General features: G+C 59.0%; 12 protein-coding genes. 6 read left to right on the forward strand and 6 right to left on the reverse strand.

The genetic code is table 11. The features are described 5' to 3' along the window. Positions 1-143: 143 nt before the first annotated feature. Positions 144-2,084 carry a calcium-binding protein gene (locus tag ABID19_RS17415; RefSeq protein ID WP_354492230.1) on the reverse strand — a complete coding sequence of 647 codons (1,941 nt, stop codon included), beginning with the start codon at positions 2,082-2,084 and terminating at the stop codon, positions 144-146. Between the two features lie 1,054 nt (positions 2,085-3,138). Between ABID19_RS17415 and ABID19_RS17420 the strand changes: the two genes are divergently transcribed. The 4 genes from ABID19_RS17420 (at position 3,139) to ABID19_RS17435 (ending at position 9,847) form a co-directional block, all read left to right on the forward strand. Next, on the forward strand, positions 3,139-4,362 hold the full coding sequence (locus tag ABID19_RS17420) for a glycosyltransferase family 4 protein (protein ID WP_354492231.1): 1,224 nt from the start codon (positions 3,139-3,141) through the stop codon (positions 4,360-4,362). A 104-nt stretch (positions 4,363-4,466) separates the two neighbouring features. Continuing rightward, positions 4,467-5,618 carry an O-antigen ligase family protein gene (locus ABID19_RS17425; RefSeq protein WP_354492232.1) on the forward strand — a complete coding sequence of 384 codons (1,152 nt, stop codon included), beginning with the start codon at positions 4,467-4,469 and terminating at the stop codon, positions 5,616-5,618. A 4-nt stretch (positions 5,619-5,622) separates the two neighbouring features. Next, entirely contained in the window at positions 5,623-7,623 is a 2,001-nt protein-coding gene (gene asnB / locus ABID19_RS17430; protein ID WP_354492233.1) for an asparagine synthase (glutamine-hydrolyzing), read from the forward strand. 1 nt (position 7,624) lies between these two features. Next, positions 7,625-9,847, forward strand: coding sequence for a GumC family protein (locus ABID19_RS17435; protein ID WP_354492234.1), 2,223 nt, complete (start codon positions 7,625-7,627; stop codon positions 9,845-9,847). 512 nt (positions 9,848-10,359) lie between these two features. On the opposite strand, the gene ABID19_RS17440 is transcribed toward ABID19_RS17435, so the two are convergent. The 3 genes from ABID19_RS17440 to ABID19_RS17450 all read right to left on the reverse strand — a co-directional run bounded on the left by ABID19_RS17440 (position 10,360) and on the right by ABID19_RS17450 (position 13,663). Next, the gene (locus ABID19_RS17440) at positions 10,360-11,400 is read right to left on the reverse strand and encodes a glycosyltransferase family 2 protein (protein WP_354492235.1); all 1,041 of its coding nucleotides are present in this window, start codon (positions 11,398-11,400) and stop codon (positions 10,360-10,362) included. Next, positions 11,397-12,713, reverse strand: a complete 1,317-nt coding sequence (locus ABID19_RS17445; protein ID WP_354492236.1) for a lipopolysaccharide biosynthesis protein — start codon at positions 12,711-12,713, stop codon at positions 11,397-11,399. The genes ABID19_RS17440 and ABID19_RS17445 overlap by 4 nt, the downstream gene beginning before the upstream one ends. Before the next feature lie 242 nt (positions 12,714-12,955). Further along, positions 12,956-13,663 carry a helix-turn-helix transcriptional regulator gene (locus ABID19_RS17450; RefSeq protein WP_354492237.1) on the reverse strand — a complete coding sequence of 236 codons (708 nt, stop codon included), beginning with the start codon at positions 13,661-13,663 and terminating at the stop codon, positions 12,956-12,958. Positions 13,664-13,947: 284 nt separating this feature from the next. On the opposite strand from ABID19_RS17450, the gene ABID19_RS17455 reads away from it, so the two are divergent. Both ABID19_RS17455 and ABID19_RS17460 read left to right on the forward strand, forming a co-directional pair. After that, positions 13,948-15,717 carry an adenylate/guanylate cyclase domain-containing protein gene (locus tag ABID19_RS17455; protein WP_354492238.1) on the forward strand — a complete coding sequence of 590 codons (1,770 nt, stop codon included), beginning with the start codon at positions 13,948-13,950 and terminating at the stop codon, positions 15,715-15,717. 108 nt (positions 15,718-15,825) lie between these two features. Beyond that, complete coding sequence (locus ABID19_RS17460) at positions 15,826-19,995, forward strand: cytochrome P450 (protein ID WP_354492239.1); 4,170 nt, start codon at positions 15,826-15,828, stop codon at positions 19,993-19,995. 16 nt (positions 19,996-20,011) lie between these two features. Here ABID19_RS17460 and ABID19_RS17465 read toward each other — a convergent pair whose 3' ends face one another. Continuing rightward, complete coding sequence (locus ABID19_RS17465) at positions 20,012-20,659, reverse strand: Crp/Fnr family transcriptional regulator (RefSeq protein ID WP_354492240.1); 648 nt, start codon at positions 20,657-20,659, stop codon at positions 20,012-20,014. A gap of 204 nt (positions 20,660-20,863) precedes the next feature. Beyond that, positions 20,864-21,583, reverse strand: a complete 720-nt coding sequence (locus ABID19_RS17470) for a helix-turn-helix transcriptional regulator (RefSeq protein WP_354492241.1) — start codon at positions 21,581-21,583, stop codon at positions 20,864-20,866. Positions 21,584-22,010 lie beyond the last annotated feature (427 nt).

Raw genomic sequence — 22,010 nt, forward strand, 5'->3', positions numbered from 1 at the left:
TTGATCACGATAGGAGCGGTCGCCATCGGCGCGGGCGTCTACAGCTATCTCAGTCAAAACTGATCGACCATTCCTCGCAGGTGCCGCGACGGCCCGCGCCAGAGCATCCGCGCCCTGGCGCGATCTCGTTTCAGCTAACTCCTTCAGGTCACGAAGAATGAGGCTGCCGTAAGCGACAGACCTGGAGAGAGAGTGGCGAACTGTGTTTGAGCTGCGCCGCCGATCCCGTCGCTGTCGAAGGAGAGCGCTCCAGTCGAACTGTTGTAGATGATGTGGTCGGAGCTATCATGCGCGGCCTTACCCGCGAAGAAAGCGTCGGATGAAAGCCCTCCCAACTTGAGCCCGGCAAAAATGGCGTCGTCGAGGTGGATCTTGTCCTGCGACTTATTGAAGTCGGTGATCCTGTCGATATTGCCGGCTCCAAGAGCGGTATTGAAAACGAAGGCATCGTTGCCGCCGTTACCGGTCAAGGTGTCGGCGCCGCCGCCGCCTTTGATGACATTGGCGCCGGCATTGCCCTGGATGGTCTGGGCGAATCCGTTGCCGGTGAGGTTGATCGCCGCCGTGCCGGAGGATTTCGTGGTGCCAAGAAGCTCGATGTGCGCACCGGCAGAAAGCGCATAGCTCACCGAGGCGAATACCCTGTCGCCACTGCCGCCGGCCACCTCAACCACCTTGTCGCCGGCATTGTCGACAATATAGGTGTCGTAGCCGCCATAGCCGGTCATCGTGTCGGCGCCACCCATGCCGTTGATGTAATTGGCGCCGGCATTGCCCTGGATGGTTTGGACAAATTCGTTGCCAACCAGATTGATCGTTCCCGTACCGGCAGCGTTCGTGGTGGCAAGAAGTTCGACCTGCGAGCCGGCCGAGTGCGTAAGCGCAAAGCTCGCCGAGGCAAGCACCTTGTCGGTACCACCGCCGGCCGCTTCGCGCACCTTGTCGCTGGCATTGTCGACATAATAGGTGTCGTTGCCGCCATACCCGGTCATCGCATCGGCTCCGCCGCCGCCATTGATGACATTGGCGCCGGCATTGCCCTGGATGGTTTGGGAAAACGCGTTGCCGGTCAGGTTGATTGCTCCCGTACCGGCGGCGTTCGCGGTGGTGAAAAGCTCGATCTGCGAGCCGGCAGTAAGCGTATGGCTCACCGAGGCGAGCACTTTGTCGACACCGCCGCCGACCGCCTCAATCTCCTTGTCGCGAACATCCTCGACATAATAGGTGTCATTGCCGCCATACCCGATCATCGTGTGGCCGCCGGCCCCGTGGAACACGTCGGCGCCACTCGTGCCATACAAAATTTCGTTGCCGGAATTGTCGGGAGGAGGGGTCCCGGTGTTGCTGGTGTTGTGCTCGCGGAAGACGGCTTGCAGTGCCGAGGAGCTTTCAAGCGCGGTGTCGCCGTTCTGCGTTCCCCACTTGTAGGTATAGTCGAAGGCAGGTGACGGAACCAGATCGCCCCAGTGATCGATCATGGTTTTCAGCTGTTCGGCGGTGGGCATGACATGTCTTCCGCCGTCGGAAGTCTCCCAGTTGCCGCCGCCAAAAGCCTGATAGACCGGAATAATCTTGCTGGTCGGGATGCCCGATTCAACCGCGGCAGCCACGGATCTGTCGATCATGTCGTAGTCGACCGTGTCCGTTCCCGTGCGCACCGGATAGGGGTCCAATCCGAAATAATCGATACCGGTGTTGGCTGGATTATAGGTATTGGAAAAGTCCGGATTCTCTGGGGATCCCATGTTCATCATGGTGATGAAGGTCTTGGCGCCTGGGAAATGATTGTGGATCCAGTCGGATTCCGCCTTCAGGTCTTCAGCGGTCGCGTAGGTGCCCCACCTGCCGGTGGGATCCGGCTCGTCGGTAAGGTAGAACCCAAACACCTTCGGATTGCCAAGGAAGGGCGTGACTTTTTCGATGAACGATGAAGTCACTCCGTCGGCCTCGCCAAGATAGACCAGGGCCTTCATGCCATCCGGCAACGCGTTGACCTGCGAAAGGTATTGAACGTCAACCAGGTTGAATCCGGCGGTTGCGATTTCGGTGGCCGATCCACCCGATGTATAGTGCAGAGTAGCCATCTAGAATTTAATCCTTCGTCTGATTCGATAGCGCCCCGCGGTGCCCCTGCCTACTCGACAGCTAAATTAGCTCCAAATCACATACCCGCATCCATCTGATAGAATCGTTGATCGACTGCAGGGCGCCTGGACGAGAGAAAAATATTACTTGTAATACACTACGAAATTTAAACGTGAAGTACGTTGTTGCAGATAAAATTGCTAAACCTGCCTCGATAAAATTAGGCTACCTTTAATAAGTATTGTTTCGTTATTTAGAATAAATAAATTTTATATTTACATATGTTGTAGATAGGAGATATTAATTAAATTAGAGCTATTTTGACCATCAGATATCGCTGAATTGGATTTTTCAACGTCGGTTCAATTGGGCAATGTGGGCGGGAGTCAGATTTCACTAATATATTCCTAAGAGATACGACTGAAATCACGTCATCTGGCTGAATAAATACGTTTTTCACGCTGCGCACTTTTCATATTGGCTAAATTAGTCAAGGTTAATCTGAATATTGATCCAGACCACATCGCCTACCGTCGGAACCAAGTTTGTTGTGGACAGACAGTGGACAAGTGCCCGTTCACAACCCGCAGCATCGACAGTTGAGGATGCCGACGTCGGAATGGTCAAGTTCGGCTTATGGGCTACTCGCCCACGGTGATGTCCCAAAACCGCTGTGGCTGAGATGCTGTTCAACAGCCCACCGAGTCGCCAGTAACGGAACGAGGCACGGCGGAGGCGTAGTCTCGGTCGCCTCGCACCGGGCTTGTCGGCAAAAGTTTGGTCGAGCAGGCCCGCTATACAGCACGGTTTCACCGGGCCGCGACCCCTCGGTGTGGATGGCCTGATCGGCAGGGAAACCTCAGCTCACCAAAGTTTGCAACACCTTGATCCAAACGCGGTTTGCCTCATTCAAACAGACGAGGACAGTAGGCGAGGCTGCCCCTACCGTGAACTTGGCATAACGCGCAAAGAAGTAGCGAACTCCATGAAAGCAGCTCTAAAAACCGGATACTTCGCGCGACCGGGGTACAACGCACGGTCAGGAGAGGCAGGATGAACCCGCATCTCGTGTGCGTGGGGGGCGAGGATCACGCCTTGAGAATTCCGTTCCTGATGTCGCTGCGGGAGAGGGGATTCCGGGTCACTGCAGTTTCCAGCGGCGATGACGCTGCTTTCTTGCGGCATGGCATTCCGCATCGCGGCTACGGTTTCGACCGATTTACCAGCGGCAGCGGGGAATGGAGCGCCGTCAGGACGATCCGAAAGTTGATGTCGGAGCTGCGACCCGACATTGTTCAAAGTTTCGATACCAAGCCCAATCTGTTGGCACCGCTTGCCGTGCGCGGGCAAGCTCCAGTCGTTCGCACAATCAATGGCTTGGGCTGGACGTTCTCGTCGTTCCAACCGCGGGCGCTGGCCTTACGTCCAGTCTTTTGCGGGCTACAATGGCTTTCGTCCTGCTGGACGGCCGCGACAGTGTTCCAGAATCGGGACGATCAGGCTTTCTTCGAGCGCTATCGACTGATCGGACGCGGCAGTCAACGAGTGATCCGCAGTTCTGGAATCGATGTCGATGCATTCGCTATGGCAAGGCATCTTGCCCCGCCAGCGATGAGAATGCGCGAAGAGCTTGGGCTCCAGTCCGCCGAGGTCGTAATTTTTGTCGGCCGGTTGACCCGCCAGAAGGGCATCCCCACACTGCTTGAAGCAGTCCCCCGTGTCCTGTCTAAACGGCCCAACGCTCGTTTCGTACTTGTCGGCCCTTGGGATTCCGAAGGTCCATTTGCAGTCGACAAGGCGGAAATCGATCGACGCGCTCCTCATGTCATCGCACTAGGCCCGAGACGCGATGTTCCAGCCCTTCTTGGCATGGCCGATCTGTTCGCCTTCCCCACACAGTATCGAGAAGGAATCCCACGTGTCCTGCTTGAGGCAGGACTGGCGGGATTGCCCATCGTCGCCTCAAAAATGCCCGGCTGCAATGAAGTGGTTGAAGACGGATGGAACGGCTATCTTGTCCCTCCTCACGATGTCGCTGGCCTTGCGTCTCGAATAATAGACATCCTCTCTGATCGCGATCGCGGAAAGATCATGGGCGCCCGGTCTGTCGAACTCGTCCGGGAGCAGTTCGCGCTGCCACGGGTCGTAGACCAGTATTGCGATCTGTACAAAAATGTCCTTAACGCCAAATGCCACGGCGGCCTTGCCCGACCGGCGTCTCGGATCCGTCTCAAAGAGGATGCCGCAAGCCGCGGATTGGGTGGAGCGAGCCGATGATCCGGGATGCGATCCTGGGCTGCGGCCTCGCAATGTCCTTTGCAGTGCAACTCGACGTTCCGGGGTCGCCCTTTGGGGTTGGCGAGCTGTTCCTGGTGCTTTGGATGATGCTGTCGATTGGGCGGGTACTCGCGGGCGGCCGCCTGGAAACCACGCCGGCGCTGATACGCCTCGCAAGCTTCTGGACGATGATGGCATTTGGTCTCGGGGTCGGCGCCATTGTCGGCTATCTGACCACAATTCTATACATGACTGGGGTGATACACGATACGATGGCCTACGTGCTGTTGGCCAGCATCACCTGCCTTGCCGCCGCCGAACCCGAGGCTGATCGCCATCTCCGTCGCACGGGCTGGTGGGTAGTGGGCGTCGCGAATATGGCCCTTGCCATTCAGGTAGGACAGGGCTGGGGGTGGATCCCTCGGGCTGGCGTCGACCCCTGGTTTTGGGATCGCTTTCGGGGCTGGTCGCAGAATCCAAATCAGCTCGCGCTCTACTGCGCAATCTTTGGCCCTCTGGCCTTGCATCTCGCCACCACCACCACCAATCGATGGGGCAGGTTGCTTGGGATCGCCAGCTTGTTTCTGACCTTCTATGTCGGAAGGCTGACGAAGAGCGATACCTATCTGTATACCAGCATCCTGGCCTGCCTGACATTCCTCGGATTGCGGATCAGGACATGGCTCAGGACAGGCGGCAACAACAAGGTCAGCTTTTCGCGGCAAGCCGTCCTCCTGTTGCTGGTCGGCATGCTCCCGTTAGCGATGGCAATGAGCCCCTACGTCCTGACGGAGGCGAGCGTCATCGGAAACTTCGCCAAGAGCCTGACCAAGGATAAGGGCGGCGAGGCTACGACCGGCGCCGCTGCACTTCGCGTGCATCTCTGGGACGAAGCGTTGGAGAAAGGCGCGGAATCCGGGTCGATGGGCCTTGGTCCGGGTCCGCATCTCGAGCGCCCAGCAGTGGCCGAACGGCAATTTCTGGAACGACCGTTTGAGGCTCACAACACGATCCTCGATCTGTTCACTCAAGGCGGTTTCATCGCAGTCCTGGCGTTGGTCTGGATCGTCGGCGCTGCCATCATATCGGCGTGGCGTGAGAAACACGACGCGCTGTTGGTGCTCCTGGTGTCAATCGTCATCTTCGGGATGCCACACCTGATCATCCGCCACCCGATCGTGTGGTTTTCGCTGACCATCTGCCTTGTTGCCGGTACTCCGCGAGCAGTTTCGGCCGTCTCTAACAATCTGGGGTAGTGGCATGTGTGGGATTGCCGGGATTCTTTTAGCTGCCGATTCAGCCGATACCAAGCCGCTCAGGGCAATAGAGCAAATGACGGCGGTCCTTCATCACCGCGGGCCTGATGGTCAAGGTTTCTGGACAAACCGTGAAGCCGGCGTTGCTTTCGGTCACAGGCGTTTGGCTATCGTTGACTTGTCGGAAGCAGGCCGCCAGCCGATGCTTTCCGAAAGCGGCAGATATGTCATTACCTTCAACGGCGAAATATACAATTTCCGCGATCTGCGCCGTGAGCTGGAAAGTACGGGGCATCGTTTCCGGGGCGCCAGCGACACCGAAGTCATGCTGTGCGCCATCGAGAATTGGGGCCTCGACAAGGCGCTTACGCGCTGCGCTGGCATGTTCGCGTTTGGGCTGTGGGATCTGAAGACAAGAACCCTTCACCTTGCCCGTGACCGCATGGGCAAAAAGCCGCTCTATATCGCGTCAACACGGGATGCACTCGTCTTTGCGTCCGAGTTGAAGGCCATCAACTGTTTTCCAGGTTTCTACCAGGAGCTCAACCTTGATGCAGCCGCCGCCATGCTTTCGAAGGGATGGGTACCGGATAACAGTTGCATCTGGCGAGGTGCGTTCAAGCTACCGCCCGGCTCGGTCCTGTCGGTGACGGCCGCCGATTTTGCTGAGGCACGCAGTGCCGAATCCCTGTCGCATCGCATCCGATACTGGTGGTCGCTGGCTGAAACCGTCGCGAAGGGTAGGGCGGAGCCGATCGTCGGCACCGACGAAGAACTGACGGATGAGCTCGATGTCCTGCTTCGGCTTGCCGTTCGGGAGCGTATGATCGCTGACGTTCCGCTGGGAGCCTTCCTGTCGGGGGGAATAGACAGTTCAGCTGTTGTTGCCCTGATGCAGGCTCAGTCGGAGAAGCCTGTGCGCACTTTCACCATAGCTTTCGGCGAGGACGGGTTTGATGAAGCTCCCCACGCTGCGGAAGTCGCGCGGCATCTGGGCACCGACCATACTGAACTTCACCTTTCGGCCGCCGCTGCGCGCGAGGTCATTCCTGAACTGCCGCAGATATGGGACGAGCCGTTCGCCGATGAATCGCAAATACCAACTCTGCTGGTGGCGCGGCTTGCCCGCCAGCACGTTACGGTGGCTCTGTCGGGCGATGGCGGGGATGAGTGTTTTGCCGGTTACGCCCGCCACTTCATGGCGGCCCGACTGAAACGACAGCATGCTCTGCCGTCGCCACTGCGTCAGGCGCTTGCAGCAGGGGTCGGGCTGATGGCTCATGCAGCCCGTCACGATCTCGTCGGCAAACTACCGCTCTCTGCGGGCGCCCGGCATGCGCTGCGGGGCGACCGTCTGAATCGCCTCGCTCAACTGCTCGCTGCGGCCGATGAGGACGAATTGTATCGGAAACTGACGGGATCGTCGAACGAGAACCTCACTCTCCACCAGCCGCCTTCATCAATTCGCGCCGAGCACCGGCCTGACGGTTTGCTGTCCCGCCTCTTGTACGACGATATGGCTGGATACCTGCCCGGCGACATATTGGTGAAGCTGGACCGAGCCAGCATGGCCAATAGCCTTGAGGGGCGCTGCCCGTTGCTCGATCACCGGGTTGTCGAATTCGCTTGGCGCCTGCCGACGCATACGAAGGTTCGCAATGGCAGAGGCAAGTGGATCCTTCGTCGGTTGCTGCATCGTTACGTTCCGCAGCGGCTGATGGACCGGCCGAAACAAGGTTTCGATGTTCCCATAGCAGTCTGGCTGAGGGGTCCGCTGCGCATTTGGGCCAACGATCTCGTCGCCGACATGCGCCTCTCCGGAGACGGGATTTTCGACTTTGCGAAGGTGGATGCGTGCTGGCGCGATCACGTCGACGGCAGGCACGACCATTCTCGCGAGTTGTGGTCGGCTTTCATGTTCCAGGCCTGGCGCAACGAGGCAAGGCGGCGGCCATCGATGCCAGCAACGGAGCTTTCTCGCGCGTCCGAACTTACAGGAGTCTGAGATGGAAGGATCTATAGTTAGTCGCATCCACCTTCCGCACGTCACGGAAATGCCCGTACCTGCGCGCGAAATCAATCCGCGCATGAGACGGCCGTTACGCGAGCAGATGGATACGCAAGCCCCGTTCCATCAGCTTCTCGTCACCCTCTTAAGAAAAAAATGGTTCCTGCTGGGCATGGCCGTCACAGGCGGCCTGTTGGCGGCGCTGGCAGGTCTTGCACGGCCTGCCTTATATGAGGCCACCACACAGGTAATCGTCGACGCACCTGGTAGAGTGGCGCCCGGCGGCTTGGTCTCTGCTCAGGAAGTGCTGGATTCCAGCATTGACGACCATATAACCATGCTCTCCTCGTCAAGCCACCTACGAAGCGTAGTCGCAGCGCTGCGCAAAACGGACGCTGCCAATATTACGAAACAGGCTGATGTCACGAAACAGGCTGATGCCGGGACTGGAAACTCTCGTCCCGACCCTGCTCGCGTCGCGCCGCCGAATGTGCGCGCTGCTCCGGCCGGTCTGCTGGCCAGAATTTGGCCGCAGAGCAAGCCGGCGGAGCCAGATGCGGCTGAACTCAAGGTGCTGCGCGAGCGTATAAGGATTGGACAGGAACTGCGATCAAGAGTTATCAGCATCGGCTTTACCGATGACGATCCGGCGCGGGCCGCTCAAGTGGCGAATACATTTGTCCAAGTGTATATCGCCGATCTCGCAAGGAAGGGCCAAGCATCGGACAGGCTGGAACTCGCCTCGATAGCTGCGGGACTGCCGGCCATCCAAAGCAATCTCGCAGAAGCCACCGATCGTCTGGAGAGATATCGGCTGAGCCATGGCGCGGTCGATCAAGGTGCGGCGGACAACGCTGCCAAGGAGACAGCCGAACTCACCCAGCAAATTTCCTTGTCGAAAGCGGACCTCTCCGCGACGGAATCTCGACTCCAACACATTCAGGAACTGCGAAAGGGGCGTGCGTCGGTCGCCTCGTTGGTCGAAGCCATCGGATCACCCGTGCTGGCCGACCTCTTGGCTCGCCAGACCAGTGGCGCAACGGATAAAGATACCACAAGCGCGATCAACCATGAGATCGAACAAGAAACCGCCCGCATCGCTGCTGAGGCGAATATCTATCGCTCTCAGGTAGCGGCGCTGCAAAAGCGTAAGGACGTCCTGGATGCGGTTGTGGCCGATACAGCCGGCCGGCTTTCCGGATTGCGTGCTCTCGAGCCGCAGGTCAGCATTCTGACGCAGCGATACAACGACCTTTTGACCCGGCAACAGGACTTGATGCGGCGTATCGCAAGTCCATCCTCCGGGGTCGGCATTCTTTCAGCGGCGTGGCCGCCCGCCAATCCAACAACTCTTTCGCCAATCTTCCTTATTCCGCCCGGCATGGTTGTGTTTGGCCTCATGGGCGGCATCTTCGTCATTATCAGCAACCGCTTTGACCGTACTTTGCGCGGCGAGGCCGAGGCTGAAGCAGCACTCGGGGTTCCGTGCCTGGGGCTGATACCCCAAGCCCCCACGACGCATGCGAGGCGACTGCAGCAGCTGGTTTTAGGTCAGCAGTCGTCCAGATATAGCCGAGCCGTGATGTCCCTGCTTGTCACCGCGGCGCCCAATCAGGCGAGAGATCGCTCGTCGCACGTGATCCTCGTGACCTCGAGTGTCCAGCATGATGGCAAGACCGAGCTTGCATGGAGCTTGGCCTTGGCAGCCACCCGACTGGGCGGGCGAGTGCTTTTCCTCGATCTTGACCGCACGGGTTCTCGCCTCACGGCCGAGTTCGGTGCACCCAAGCCGCATAATTCTTTCGGAGACTATGTGAGCGACCGTTGCGCCCTGCACGATGCAATCGCGGAAACGTCCGAAACCGGAATCGATTTTATGGCCATCGCACCGTCGGAGGATCTGCTGCCGCTGCTGTCCAAAGCCGACAGCTCCCTGCTCGCGGAGGAGTTACACTCGATCTATAGCGTCGTCATCATAAATGGGCCGCTGGGACTGGGAGGGCCAGAGGCCAGGCTCCTGATCGGCTGGGCTAACATGGTTCTTTTTGCTGTTCGCTGGGCGAAGACACCTCGCAGTATCGCGCGCGGCGTTCTGGACCTGTTTGAGGGCGATGTGTCGGCTCAGGTCCCCATTGGGAGTGTTCTCACCCAGGTTGATCTCAAAAAGCACGCCGGCTATCGGTTCGGAGACAGCGCTGATCTCTTGCTCGTGAGAACATGATGAGTGCGCCTGCTGCTGGCGCATTCGCCAACCCTGTGCCGATCGCCGGGGAGGCGTGGGCGCGCGGCCGACGGGCGCCGCCTGCCCCGTCGAGGAGACAGGCCATCAGCTGTATGGGACCATAACCCAACAACGTTGCGATCCGACTGATGACATCGACCGGTAGGCTGGGTTATCGACCGCCGAGTCTGCAGGCCCCCGATCCCTCAGGCCCCCGATCCGTCAAGCGGTGACCGCTCACGAACCTCCCGTCCACGCCGTCGGACCTGCGAAGAGCGTTCCTTGCGGGTGAGTGAGAGCAGGTGGCTGGCCAATCGAGGCATCGGAGCCGATCTCGATACCGGTGGTCAGCGATGAAGCAGCTGAGATCTTCCCCGAGCGGGAGTGCACAGTCGCTCCGCTCTCATCTGTAAACCGGAATCCGTTTCTCCGAATCTGATAACAGAGCGCGACCCCGCTCCCGCATATACGCCGGGCTTCGGCAGGGCTGCGTTCTTTTGCGAGATTGAGAGCTATCGTGTCCGGGTAAGCAACCGGCCCAATCGCGGGCGGATCGCGAACAGGTAAGCAAGAATGTGCTGGTTCGCGACTTTCATAACTGACGGACGAAGAATTTGCATGGCATCACGGATTGTCGCTCGCCAGGGCTGACGATGAAATCTCATCGGAAGACGAGCGACCCGCAGCGCCCGCAACACGGTCTCTGGGCGAGGGAGGTGTTTCCTATCCTCGATGAGGTTCCAGTTTAGCTGTTTGACGGCAAGGGTTACCTGATCCACCTCGTCGAAATTCTTCGATGTCGTGATGCTCGGATGGTTCGTCGCGTCGTAGAAAATCAAGCCATCGTTTATTGCGACCATGTATCCATGGCGGGCCAGGTCGACAAAGAACAATTGGTCGACTCCGGCCGGGATCGATTTGTGCGCACGCATCAGGCAACCGGCGTGGATGACGTCGCGGTTGATTAATAGTGTCGATGGGATGATTCCAAGGGTGCGCGTCGTGCGGACCAGATAGAGGTCGGTCAGGCATTGCTGGCTCGAATAGACCGAAATCCGTTCTCGGTCCTGCGGCGCCAAACGGAACTTGACCCGCTTTTCTTCCATTACGTTCGCGGCGCAGGTTATGAATGCAGCCGAGGGGTGTTTCTTGGAAACCTCGGCAAATGTCTTGAGCGCGCCTGGTGCGAGCCAGTCATCGTCATGCAGCAACTTGATCCATTTTCCGGTGCAGGCGAGCATGGCATTGTTGGTGTTCTCCACCTGGCCACGACCTCGGCGGTTTTCGACAATTCGGATTCGAGGCTCGGCCCGGGCATATTCGGTCACGATTGCCCAAGTCGATCCCTCTGGCCCCTCGTCATCGCTGACGACCAGTTCCCAATTGGAAAAATCCTGATGCAGGATGCTATCAATCGCCCGGCGGATTGTATCCGGTCGGCGAAAAGTTGGGATTCCGACCGATATGAACGGGCGCAGTCCCGATGCATCAGCGCAATGATTTTGGTCAACCACATCGGTCGTTTGGAACTGATCAAGCGGCGATTGCTTCATGGTGTCTTTCCCTCGAGACGGTGAATCTGCTTTGGCATGGCCGCTCCTGCGAATTGAACGTCGTGGCTCAAAAGATACAGATAGGCCGCCGTTTTTATTGCAAAGCCGACGGTCCCGCCGGCCGCCATCAGGTAAATGACGGTGAGCGGTGCCAAACCCGCCGCAGCACCGAAGAGAAGTGGACCGAATACAAGTGCCGTCCGCGCGGTGTCGACGAGAAGTCGCACCTCCTGTCGCCGCAGGAGAGCGGGGACATCTTGAAGCGGCGTCGACAAGGCCTGCGCAGCGCCCATGAACGCCAGCGCGGTCATAATTTCTGCGGCTGGAACCCAAGGCTCGCCGAGGAGAGGAACGACGATATATGGTGCGGCCAGCCCAAGCGCCAGTATTGGTAACGCGGTTAGGCCGGCTGCAAGAATCAAGAGGCCGCGTGCGGTGCCGATCAGATGCCCGCGACTGCTTTTTTTGTTCGCCTCGGCCACGAAAACATTGCTGAGCGGAGTGGCAATCAGCGTGACGGGTCCAGTGATGAGCCGCGCTGCAACGCCCAGGTAACCGGCGAAGGCGGCGCCAAACAACGAGCCAACGAGAATCGCGGGAAGATTGATGATGGCGAAGCTCGCGAGGGCTGAAGGAATGTCGAACAACGGGAATTTGTATTCTCGCCTGGCGATGGCAAAGACGGTCCGCCACCGCGCTCGGACGATGCCCCGGATGTCTTCCCAGCTCAGAACCCGATAGCCGAGGATTCCGATAAAGATGAATTGGCTCAGGATATGAGCATGCACCATAGACTCGCCTTGGAAATGGGCGAGACCGAAAGTCAACTGCAACAGCGCCATGGTCGCCGGCAAGATCAGGCGGCCGAGGGCAAAATCGCGCAAAAGACCTGCCCGTAAACTCCAGCAGTTCATGGCTTCGACGAGGCCTGCGCCCGCCATCCCAAGTGGAACCAGCCAGACGAGGTGGCTGACGCGCGCGGGAACGATGCCCGACAACAGTTGTCCTGCCGCAAAGGCGACAACACTCGTCACCACGACAGCCAAGAGGATGAGCTTAACAGTAACATACGCCCGAGCATTGTCCTTGACGCCATAGAGAGAGGCCTCGAAGCGCAGTGCTGCGACTGCGCCGAGAATGTTCACGATCGAGAGATAGATCGTGAAGATCCCGAAATCGGCCGGGGAATAGACCCGGGCCAGCACGGGGATAGCAGCAACGAGAGTAAGCTGGCCGGCGATCGCCATCGCCGAAACGCCTCCTGCCGCGCGAAGGATTTTGCCAGTCGGGCTTGCAGGAACACCGGTGATCATTCTTTCGACCGCAGGAATCGTCCTGTATCTCAGAAAGTAGCTTTGGGGCATGAGATCGCGATTCCGAGAAGGTTTACCGGAGCTTATGATGGGTGCCAAACCTCGCCATCATTCGTCTGAACGATGGATCAGCCGGCTGACCTCCTCGGGCCGGCTGTCGCTGATATCGGGTAACCCTAAGTGCGACGAACCGGGCAGTGCGATGCGCGATCTGCAGGGCGATCCACGGTGCCTGGGATCCCTTATGGCAAGACCGAAATACGCCCCAGAAGAGCCACCAATTCCGCTTGGCGTCTCGTTTCGGTCTTGGCGAAGAGCGAGGCAAGCTGGGAACGGATCGTGGTGGGGCTGAGGCGCCAGCTGCGGGCGATCTCCAACGGCGCATCGCCCTGAGCCAGGCGCAGCGCCAGGTTGGTTTCTGCGCTCGTCAAGCCAAACATCCTTTGGAGCGTCTGCGGGTTTGGCCCCGACCTGTTCTCGCGGTCCAGCAATGCCACGATGCTGGTTCCGTCAGGCGCGACAACGCCGTCCTCTCTCAATATCACCGGCCTGTCGCCTGCGCTGCGGATCACCACCCAAGACAGTGAACCCGGCAGGAAATGGGCCGGAACGTTGGCGACCAGCCGCCTCAGGGCGATCGAAAGCTCACTGGCTGTTTCAGCCGCTTCGCCCTGGCGCTCCAGCGTGGTTTGAGCGGCCACATTCCACTCGATCACTTTTCGTTCGCGGTTCAGCACGAGATAGCCGCAGCCGATGCGATCAAGCATGCCGGTGATGGATTCGAGGCTGCGTCTTCCTGGTTCGTCGCCGCCTGCATCCGGCCGATCAGATGCACGAGTTGGAAAAGCATAAAAAGGCCGCGTCGTATGTGGCTCGCGATTATACTTGGCGCCCATCGGAATGTACCGGTTGCGCGCAACAGCATTGCTGTGTCTGTCGACCAGAGTCATCTTGTTAATCTCCCCAAAATTTAACCAACCAGAAGCAAGCGGAAAGGATGCGATGGAACGATTTACGGAATCTATTTCATTGCTATCGGGTGAAATAGAAATCGCGTGGGTAATCCACCAAATATACCCGGCTTTCTGGGGTGCTTTCCCCGACCCTCGCCTACAATGCAGATTGCGAGAACGCTCGTATGTGAAAATTTTTACATTCGCATAGGTGAGCCCACAATTTCGATTGCAGCGTGCGGATGACAGCGCTAACGTTTCGGTGGAGGGTGGTAAGGGGAATGGCTGAGCGGCAATATATCCGTCAGCTCGCGACTATCATTTCCATTGATGCGGTTGGATTCTCGCGTCTGATGGGTCTCAATGACGAGGCTGCAGTTTCAGCGTTCGAAGGGCGACGGGCGCTGATTATCGAAAGCTGCACCTCCTTCGGCGGACGAATGTTCGGCGCTGCCGGCGACAGCCTCATGGCCGAATTCGGAGCTCCGATCGAGGCCTTGCGGGCGGCATTCGACTTTCAGGAGAAGATCGCAGCAATCAACGCCGCGGTTGTGCCGGACATGCGCATGCCTTTTCGCGCGGGCATACACACCGGCAACGTAATTGTCCGCGGTGAAAGTCTCTACGGCGACGATGTGAACATCGCGGCGCGCATCCAGGAGTTCGCGCCACATGACGGCGTCGCAATTTCCGAGACCACCTGGCACCATGTGAAGGGTAAATCGGCGGCCAAGTTCACCGATCTCGGTGAGTTTTCGCTGAAGAACATCGCTTTGCCGGTCCGTCTCTTCGTCGTGGCCCGAAGCGGCGAGGGACAAGGCACGATGCCGCCCGCGGCCGGAGGCATTCCCGGTTCCATACGTTTGAAATCCACGGCGAACGGCCCGCCAGCGATCGCGGTCCTGCCATTCCGCATTGACGGGGACGATCGCGAAATCGAGTATATGGCGGACGGCATCGCCGAGGACATAATACAGGGGCTGTCCAACACAAGATGGCTGCCGGTCATCGCCGAAAGCTCCAGCTTTCAGTTTCGCGACGATATGCTCGACACCCGGCTTGTCGGTAACGCGCTTGGCGCCCGCTACGTCGTCAGCGGAAAGCTTTCCCGCAGCAGCGGACTTCGGCTGAACGTCAGCCTTGCCGACGCCTCGAATGGAAGGGTGGTCTGGTCGCGCAGGTTCGATCGCGACTTCGCCGGCATCGTCGATTTGCAGGACGAGATCGGTGCTGAAATCGTGTCGATGCTGGAAAAGGAGGTCGATCGGGCCGAGCAGGTGCGCACATTCCAGGTGCCTTGGGAAAGCATGGAGACGTGGCAACTCGTGAGACGCGGGCGCTGGCACATGCAGCGTCGCACGCGCGAGGATACTGAACTCGCCTTCGAGTTCTTCCAAAAAGCCTATCTCGAAGACCCGAATTCCTCGGCCGTGCTCAACGAACTCGCCTGGTGGCATTTCTGGCGCAGCTGGCTGCGCTTCGGCGACAACGAACATCTTGCCAAGGTGGTTGACTATTCCCGCAAGGCGCTGCTGATGGACAGTCAGGATGCGCGTCCCCATGCTTATCTGGGCATTACCGATATCATGCGCGGGCAGCCGAAATCGGCATTGGCACATCTGCGCGAGGCGCTTCGTATCAATCCAAGCTTTGCCTTTGCGTGCTCGGCAATGGGCAGCGCCCATCTTCTGCTTGGGCAGATAAGGGAGGCGATCCCCCTGTTCCTCGCTGCGGAGCGGCTGAGTCCGTTCGACATATATGGCTTCCACAATCTCGGCGAACTGACTGCGGCCTACAGTTTCGCTCATGATTGGGATTCGGCGATTGCCACCGCCGATCGCTCGCTCGAGTTGTCTCCCGGTTATTTCTACTCCCGATTCCTCAAGATAGGCGCGCTCGCGCGCAGCGGACGCGACGCCGAGGCGCGTGCGGAACGCGCGATCTTCCAGACGCGCCATCCTGATTTTTCGCGCCAGCAGGTGGACTGGATACCGTTTACCGAAAAGTCGGCGAACGCTTTCCTCATAGAGAACTTCGAGAGGGTGCAATGAGAATGGGGCGGCAAAAAACTGTGAACCAGCTCACATACGCCGGAGGCGAGCAAACGTAGATCAAATCGTTGGGCATCCCGTCGGCCGGGATGCCGGGGGCCTGAAGCGATGATCATCACCAAATACTACGACGGCGTTCGCCGGGCTCAGAAAGATCAGCGGCCGGCGGCGGAATTGCCTGCCTTCGACGTCGAGCGCCTTCGCTCCACGAGCCTGATCGGCCGCCTGACAAATCGCCTGCTTCAGAATCCCCGCTGGATGCTGGCGCTTCTGCGGCGCTTCTGGCCGATGTTGAAGCTCGGCAACATCCTGCTCGTGACCAGGAACGAGGACGTCCGTGAAATCTTGGAGCGGCAGGATATTTTCCAGACGCCGTATGGCCTCGAAATGACGGAGATTGCCGGCGGGACGAATTTCATTCTCGGCATGCAGGATGGGCCGGCATATCGCCGGATGAAATCGACCATCCTCAGCGCCTTCCCGGTCGACGAGGTGGAACGTGTGGCAAGACCCATCGCCGCCCGCCATTCGCGCGAGATCATGCTGACAGCCGGACCGGGCTTCGATGTGGTGCGCGATCTCCTCAAGGTTGTTCCGGTGCGCATCTGCCGGGATTATTTTGGGATTGTGATCGATGACGATGCCGAATTCGCGAACTGGGCAAATGCGTTGAGCGGTTTGTTCTTCGCCGACCCTTTCGGCGGTCCTGTAGCTCGCGAACTCGCCATCGTCGCGGCGGGCCACATGGTGAAGGCCATCGACCGCTCGATCGAGACGATCCGCGAAGGCCGGGGTAGTCTCCAGACACCGCTCGGTCGTCTGGTGGAAATGCTCGACCGCAGCCAGCCTGCCACAAGCCTTAAAGAAATCCATTCCATCATGCTCGGCATGATCGCCGGCTTCGCGCCAACAAATCTTCTCGCAGGCAGCAATTGCCTCGACGTGGTTCTTTCCCGGCCGGAGGCGCAGGCAGCGGTGGAAGGCGCCATAGCCGTGGGTGACGATGAAAGGCTCGGTCGCGCGATCCTGGAAGCGATGCGGTTCAAGCCTATCTGGATCGGTCCCTTCCGCTACACCACCCAGGACACCGTGATCGCCAGGGGAACTCGCCGCGAGCGGCTGGTAAAGGCAGGTACGGCCGTGATGCCGGCGACATTGTCGGCGATGTTCGATCCTGATGCCGTCCAGCGGCCGAACGAGTTCGACATGGACCGTCCTGCCAGCGATTATCTCGTCTTCGGCCATGGTATTCATCAGTGCATCGGCGCTGCGCTGGCGCGGATCCAGATTGCCGAAGCTTTTCGTGCGCTCTTCGCAAAGCCTGGGGTCCGGCGTGCCGCTGGCAGGGCCGGTCGCCTTAGATCATTGGGTGCATACCCCGAAAGCCTGAAGGTCGATTTCGATATCTCGCCTCTTTCCGAGACCGTTCGACACGCGATGGTCACTGTGGTCTGCAAGATCGATCGTGGGGTCTCCCTGGCCGCCCTGCGTGAAAATGTTGCGGCGCTCGGCAACCCTGCCGGTGGCGAGATCGCCGCCGCGCTCGACGCGAACGGGACCATTCATTTCGCCAGCCTCGCTGTTGCCTGCAAGGCCGATCCCGCCGACGAGCGGGATGATGACGAGGCACATCTCGTGCTGGAATTTTCCGGCGACGGCTCCGACGAGGAAGTCATCGATAGTTTCGCGGCGGAAACCGGTCACTTTCTCCGCAGTATCTTCGAGGAGGGGTGCGGCCTCGGTCACGACGAACCGCTTAAAGAGTTCATGCGCAAGCGTGCGGTGAAAATTTCACAATTGTTCGGCAGCAATGCCGGGCTGGTGTTTTCCGGCACGCCCGGACATTCGGTTGCCCGGATACGAGCCGAAGCCGATCTGGAGAACGCCGTGCGCAAGATCATCGCGGAAATAGACCATCCGGCGGATGAGAATGCCGGCGCAACGCTGGCCGCGGTTCGAAATCGTCTCGCGGCGCGGGGGTCCTATGGCTGGGCGTTCGAGCCAGCTGAAAGTCTTCTGGAGCAACCTGCGGGAAGCTTCTGGAGGGCCGTCACAAGCACGCTGAGAGCACCGGCGGTACTCGCTTCTGTGTTTGTTGGCCTGCTCGCCTGCTGGTGGATCACCTACAGTCTCGTTTTCGACTCCCCGACCGGTTTTTCCCGAATCTTGCTGGTCGCGGGTACGTCCCTGGTGTTGACTCTCGTGGGGGTGACACTGCTTATCCTGTTCATCGCGCTGCTTCTCTATCTCGGGCTGCGACGTCTCGAAAAACGCGACGTGCCGCAAGATACCTCAATAAATCCTGCTCGCCTGGAAGCGGTCATCTCGCGCGAGAATCACACTCTGCAGAACAATTTGACGGCGATTTCGGTCATGAAGCCGGGAATCCTGCGGCGATGGGCGCTGCGCCTGTCGTTTTATCTCATTTCGATCTCGGCAAAGAATATCTTCCGGCCGGGTCATCTTGCCGACATCAATACGATCCATTTCGCGCGCTGGGTGAAACTGCCAGGGACCGACAAGCTGATGTTCTTCAGCAATTTCGGCGGCAGTTGGGAAAGCTATCTCGAAGATTTCATAAACAAGGCGCATAGCGGCCTGACGGGCGTGTGGAGCAACACAATTGGCTTTCCGCGCACTCGCGCGCTTTTTCTCGACGGCGCGACCGACGGCGACCGCTTCAAGCGCTGGGCAAGGCGACAACAGATACCGACGCTGTTCTGGTATTCAGCCTACCCCAAGCTGAACACCGGCCGAATCCGGATCAACTCGCTGATACGCCGCGGCATTGCCAAGGCGGCCACCGAGAGTGAGGCGCGCGACTGGCTCGGTCTGTTCGGCTCGCTGCCGCGGCCAGCCGGTGCGCTGGAAGCCGGTGAGATCCAGACCATCTTCTTTGGACCCCTCGGCCCGCTGCCACACGCACGGATGATTGCAGTGCGTATTCCGGAGGGGCTTTCAAGGGCGAAGCGCAAGGCATGGCTGGAGTTCGTCGCCAAACGGACGAGCTTCGCAAACCAGCTTCCCAAAGAGCGTGCGATGATGACCATGTTTGGCCCCGATGGCCTGGCGCGGCTCGGCCTGGAGGACACTAGCCCGGAGGGAGCATTGGCGACGTTTCCGTCTGCCTTTCGTCAGGGCATAGCCAGCCCGGCCAGAAGCCGGGCGCTTGACGATGTCGGGTCGAGCGCACCGGAGCATTGGGAATGGGGTTCGCTGGAGAAGCCGGTGGACGCGGCAGTCGTTTGCTACGCGGCCGATCTGGACACGCTGAAGCAGGATGTCGCGGAGTTCGAAAAACACAGCAAGACGGCGGGGATCACGATCGTTGTGGAATTGCCGCTCGTCATACATCGCAAGGGAAAGCAGGCGTTCGAGCATTTCGGCTTCGCGGACGGCATTTCGCAGCCGGTGGTCAGCGGCACGCCGCGCGCGAATGCGCCGGTCGCGCCCATGCATGTCGTGGCGCCGGGGGAGTTCCTTTTCGGATACAAGGACGAGCTCGGCTTCTACCCGCCAACGCCGACAGTGCCCTCATCGCTCGATCGCGGCGGCATATTGCCCGCGCTGGACGGTGGAACCGCCGCCCTGTTCGGCGCGGCGGCCGTTATGAGGGATTTCGGCAGGAATGGCTCCTTCGTCGTCGTGCGCCAGATTCAGCAACACGTCGAGACGTTCCGCGCGTACTGCAGGGCAGAGGCGAAAAAACAGCAGCTCAAAGGGCATGGATCCATAGATCCACACTGGATCGCCGCCAAGATGGTCGGACGTTGGCAGGACGGGACATCGCTCGTGCGCAATCCGAACGGGCGCGGTAAGCGTGAGCCGGACAATGATTTCTCGTTCGGGAAGGAAGATCCGCAGGGGCTGCATTGCCCACTGGGCTCGCATGTGAGGCGCTCCAACCCGCGCGACTCGCTGAGCGAGGATCACGACAGCCAGATCAGAATCAACAAGCGTCACCGTATCCTGCGCGTCGGCCGCACCTATGAACGGGACGAGGAGAAGGGTTTGCTTTTCATGTGCCTGAACGCCGATATCGAACGTCAATACGAGTTCATCCAGCAGAGCTGGGTTTCGGCCGTCTCCTTCCACGGCCTGCAGGAAGAAAAGGATCCAACGATCGGCGCGCAGAACGGAGGCGGCCGGTTCACGATCCCGTTGCCGGGTGGAGGCGTCGTGATCGAAGAGCTTCCTGATTTCGTGACCACGCGCGGCGGCGGCTATTTCTTCATGCCGAGCCGTTCGGCAATGCGCTATCTCATCTCCCGGCTGTGAACAGTGGGCGACGGATTCAATCGTCCTCTAAATCGGCAATATCGTGCAAGGCCTGCTTGTCTGTGATGCGAATGCCACCCCTCTTTATCGCGATAAAGGACCGGCTTCGCCAGTAGTTCAGCGTCTTGTTGATCGATTCGCGCGTTGCGCCGAGGAACTCCGCGACATCGGCTTGCGAGATCGGTATCCAGCCCTCAGCGTCGGCTATCAGGCCGGACAGGAAAATCAGCCGCTTGGCCAGCCGCGTCTCGATCTTGAGCAAGGCATGGTCGCCCATTTCGCCACTGACCCAGCGCAGGCGCGCGCAAAGCAATTCGATCAGCGCGCGCGCCAGCGGCGGGTGCTCGTCGATCCGCTCGAAAAGCTTCGCGCGACTGACCGAAACCAGCTCACAATCGGTAAGGCATATGGCGGTCGCCGTGCGGGGCCCTCCGTCGAGAGCGCCGATTTCTCCCACGAGGCTCTGCAACAGTTCGATGTTGGCGACAAGCTTGCGGCCGCCGGGCGAATAGAGGGATATCTCTATCGTGCCGCTTATGACGCCGTAGACGCGATCGGAACTATCTTCCTGCATGAAGAGATGCTGTCCGGCACTGTAGCGCTCGGCCTTGCACCCCTTGAACAGGAGGCTGAAGAGGTCAGGCTTCAACCTAGCTATAGGCACATCCGATCCGCCGCGGTTCCCCGCGCCGGCGCGCGGCAATCGGTCATCTTCGGATGGCATGATATAGCTAACTCGTTCATTCAACTCCAGGACGCAAGGACATTCTGCCCGCGACGCAACGCGCGACTAGCTAGGCTATGTTGAAAGGCCCCAATACCGGTCGTCTGGATGCGACGTCCGGTGCCTGGATCCAAACGGCGAGCCCTATGGTAAGACCGAAATGCGTCCCAGAAGAGCCACCAATTCCGCCTGACGTCTCGTTTCGGTCTTGGCGAAGAGCGAGGCAAGCTGTGAGCGGATCGTGGTGCGGCTGAGGCGCCAGCTGCGGGCGATCTCCAACGGGGCATCGCCCTGGGCCAAGCGCAGCGCCAGGTGGGTTTCCGCGCTCGTCAAGCCAAACATCCTTTGCAGCGTCTGCGGATTTGGCCCCGACCTGTTCTCGCGGTCCAGCAATGCCACGATGCTGGTTCCGTCAGGCGCGACAACTCCGTTCTCTTTCAGTATTACCGGCCTGTCGCCTGCACTGCGGATCACCACCCATGACAGTGAACCCGGCAGGAAATGGGCCGGAACGTTGGCGACCAGCCGCCTCAGGGCGATCGAAAGCTCACTGGCTGTTTCAGCCGCTTCGCCCTGGCGCTCCAGCGTGGTCTGAGCGGCTGCGTTCCACTCGATCACTTTTCGTTCGCGGTTCAGCACGAGATAGCCGCAGCCGATGCGATCAAGCATGCCGGTGATGGATTCGAGGCTGCGTCTCCTTGGTTCGTCGCCGCCTGCATCGGGCCGATCAGATGCACGAGTTGGAGGATAAGGATATGAGGGCCGCAGCATCTCTGGGCTATACGCCTCAGGGGCATACTTGGCGCCTACTACAATGTATCGGTTGCGCGCAACAGCATCACTGTGTCTGTCGATCAGAGTCATTTTTTTGATCTCCCCAAAGTTTAATCACCCCGAAATAAGTTATTCGGGATTTACAGGCAGTCTTTTGTGTATAGGGCTAAAAAAATGGCCCTATCACCTTGAAACTCTATATATTATGAGGAGTTCTGACCAAGTCATGCTCCCCCCGCCAGATAAAATGCGCGCTGTGACAGCGGTATGGCAATCCGGCAGTCGTACTAGGTTGTACGTTTTCTGCTCTAGTCTCGACGGCCTAGTTAAAAGGTTGTAGCCTATGTCTATGAACTCGCAGTCGCGCAGGACGAATTCGGACCCGCCAGGCAGATTGCTAACTCATATAGCCTCCGCGTCGGTATTAGTTGCTACTATAATATTCGAAATAAAAGCTTCAGTATATATCGGAGGAGGCTCAAGTTTTTTAGAGTTTATTCCAGCTATTATTATTATT

The sequence above is a fragment of the Mesorhizobium robiniae genome (assembly GCF_040545535.1).
GTDB lineage: Bacteria > Pseudomonadota > Alphaproteobacteria > Rhizobiales > Rhizobiaceae > Mesorhizobium > Mesorhizobium robiniae.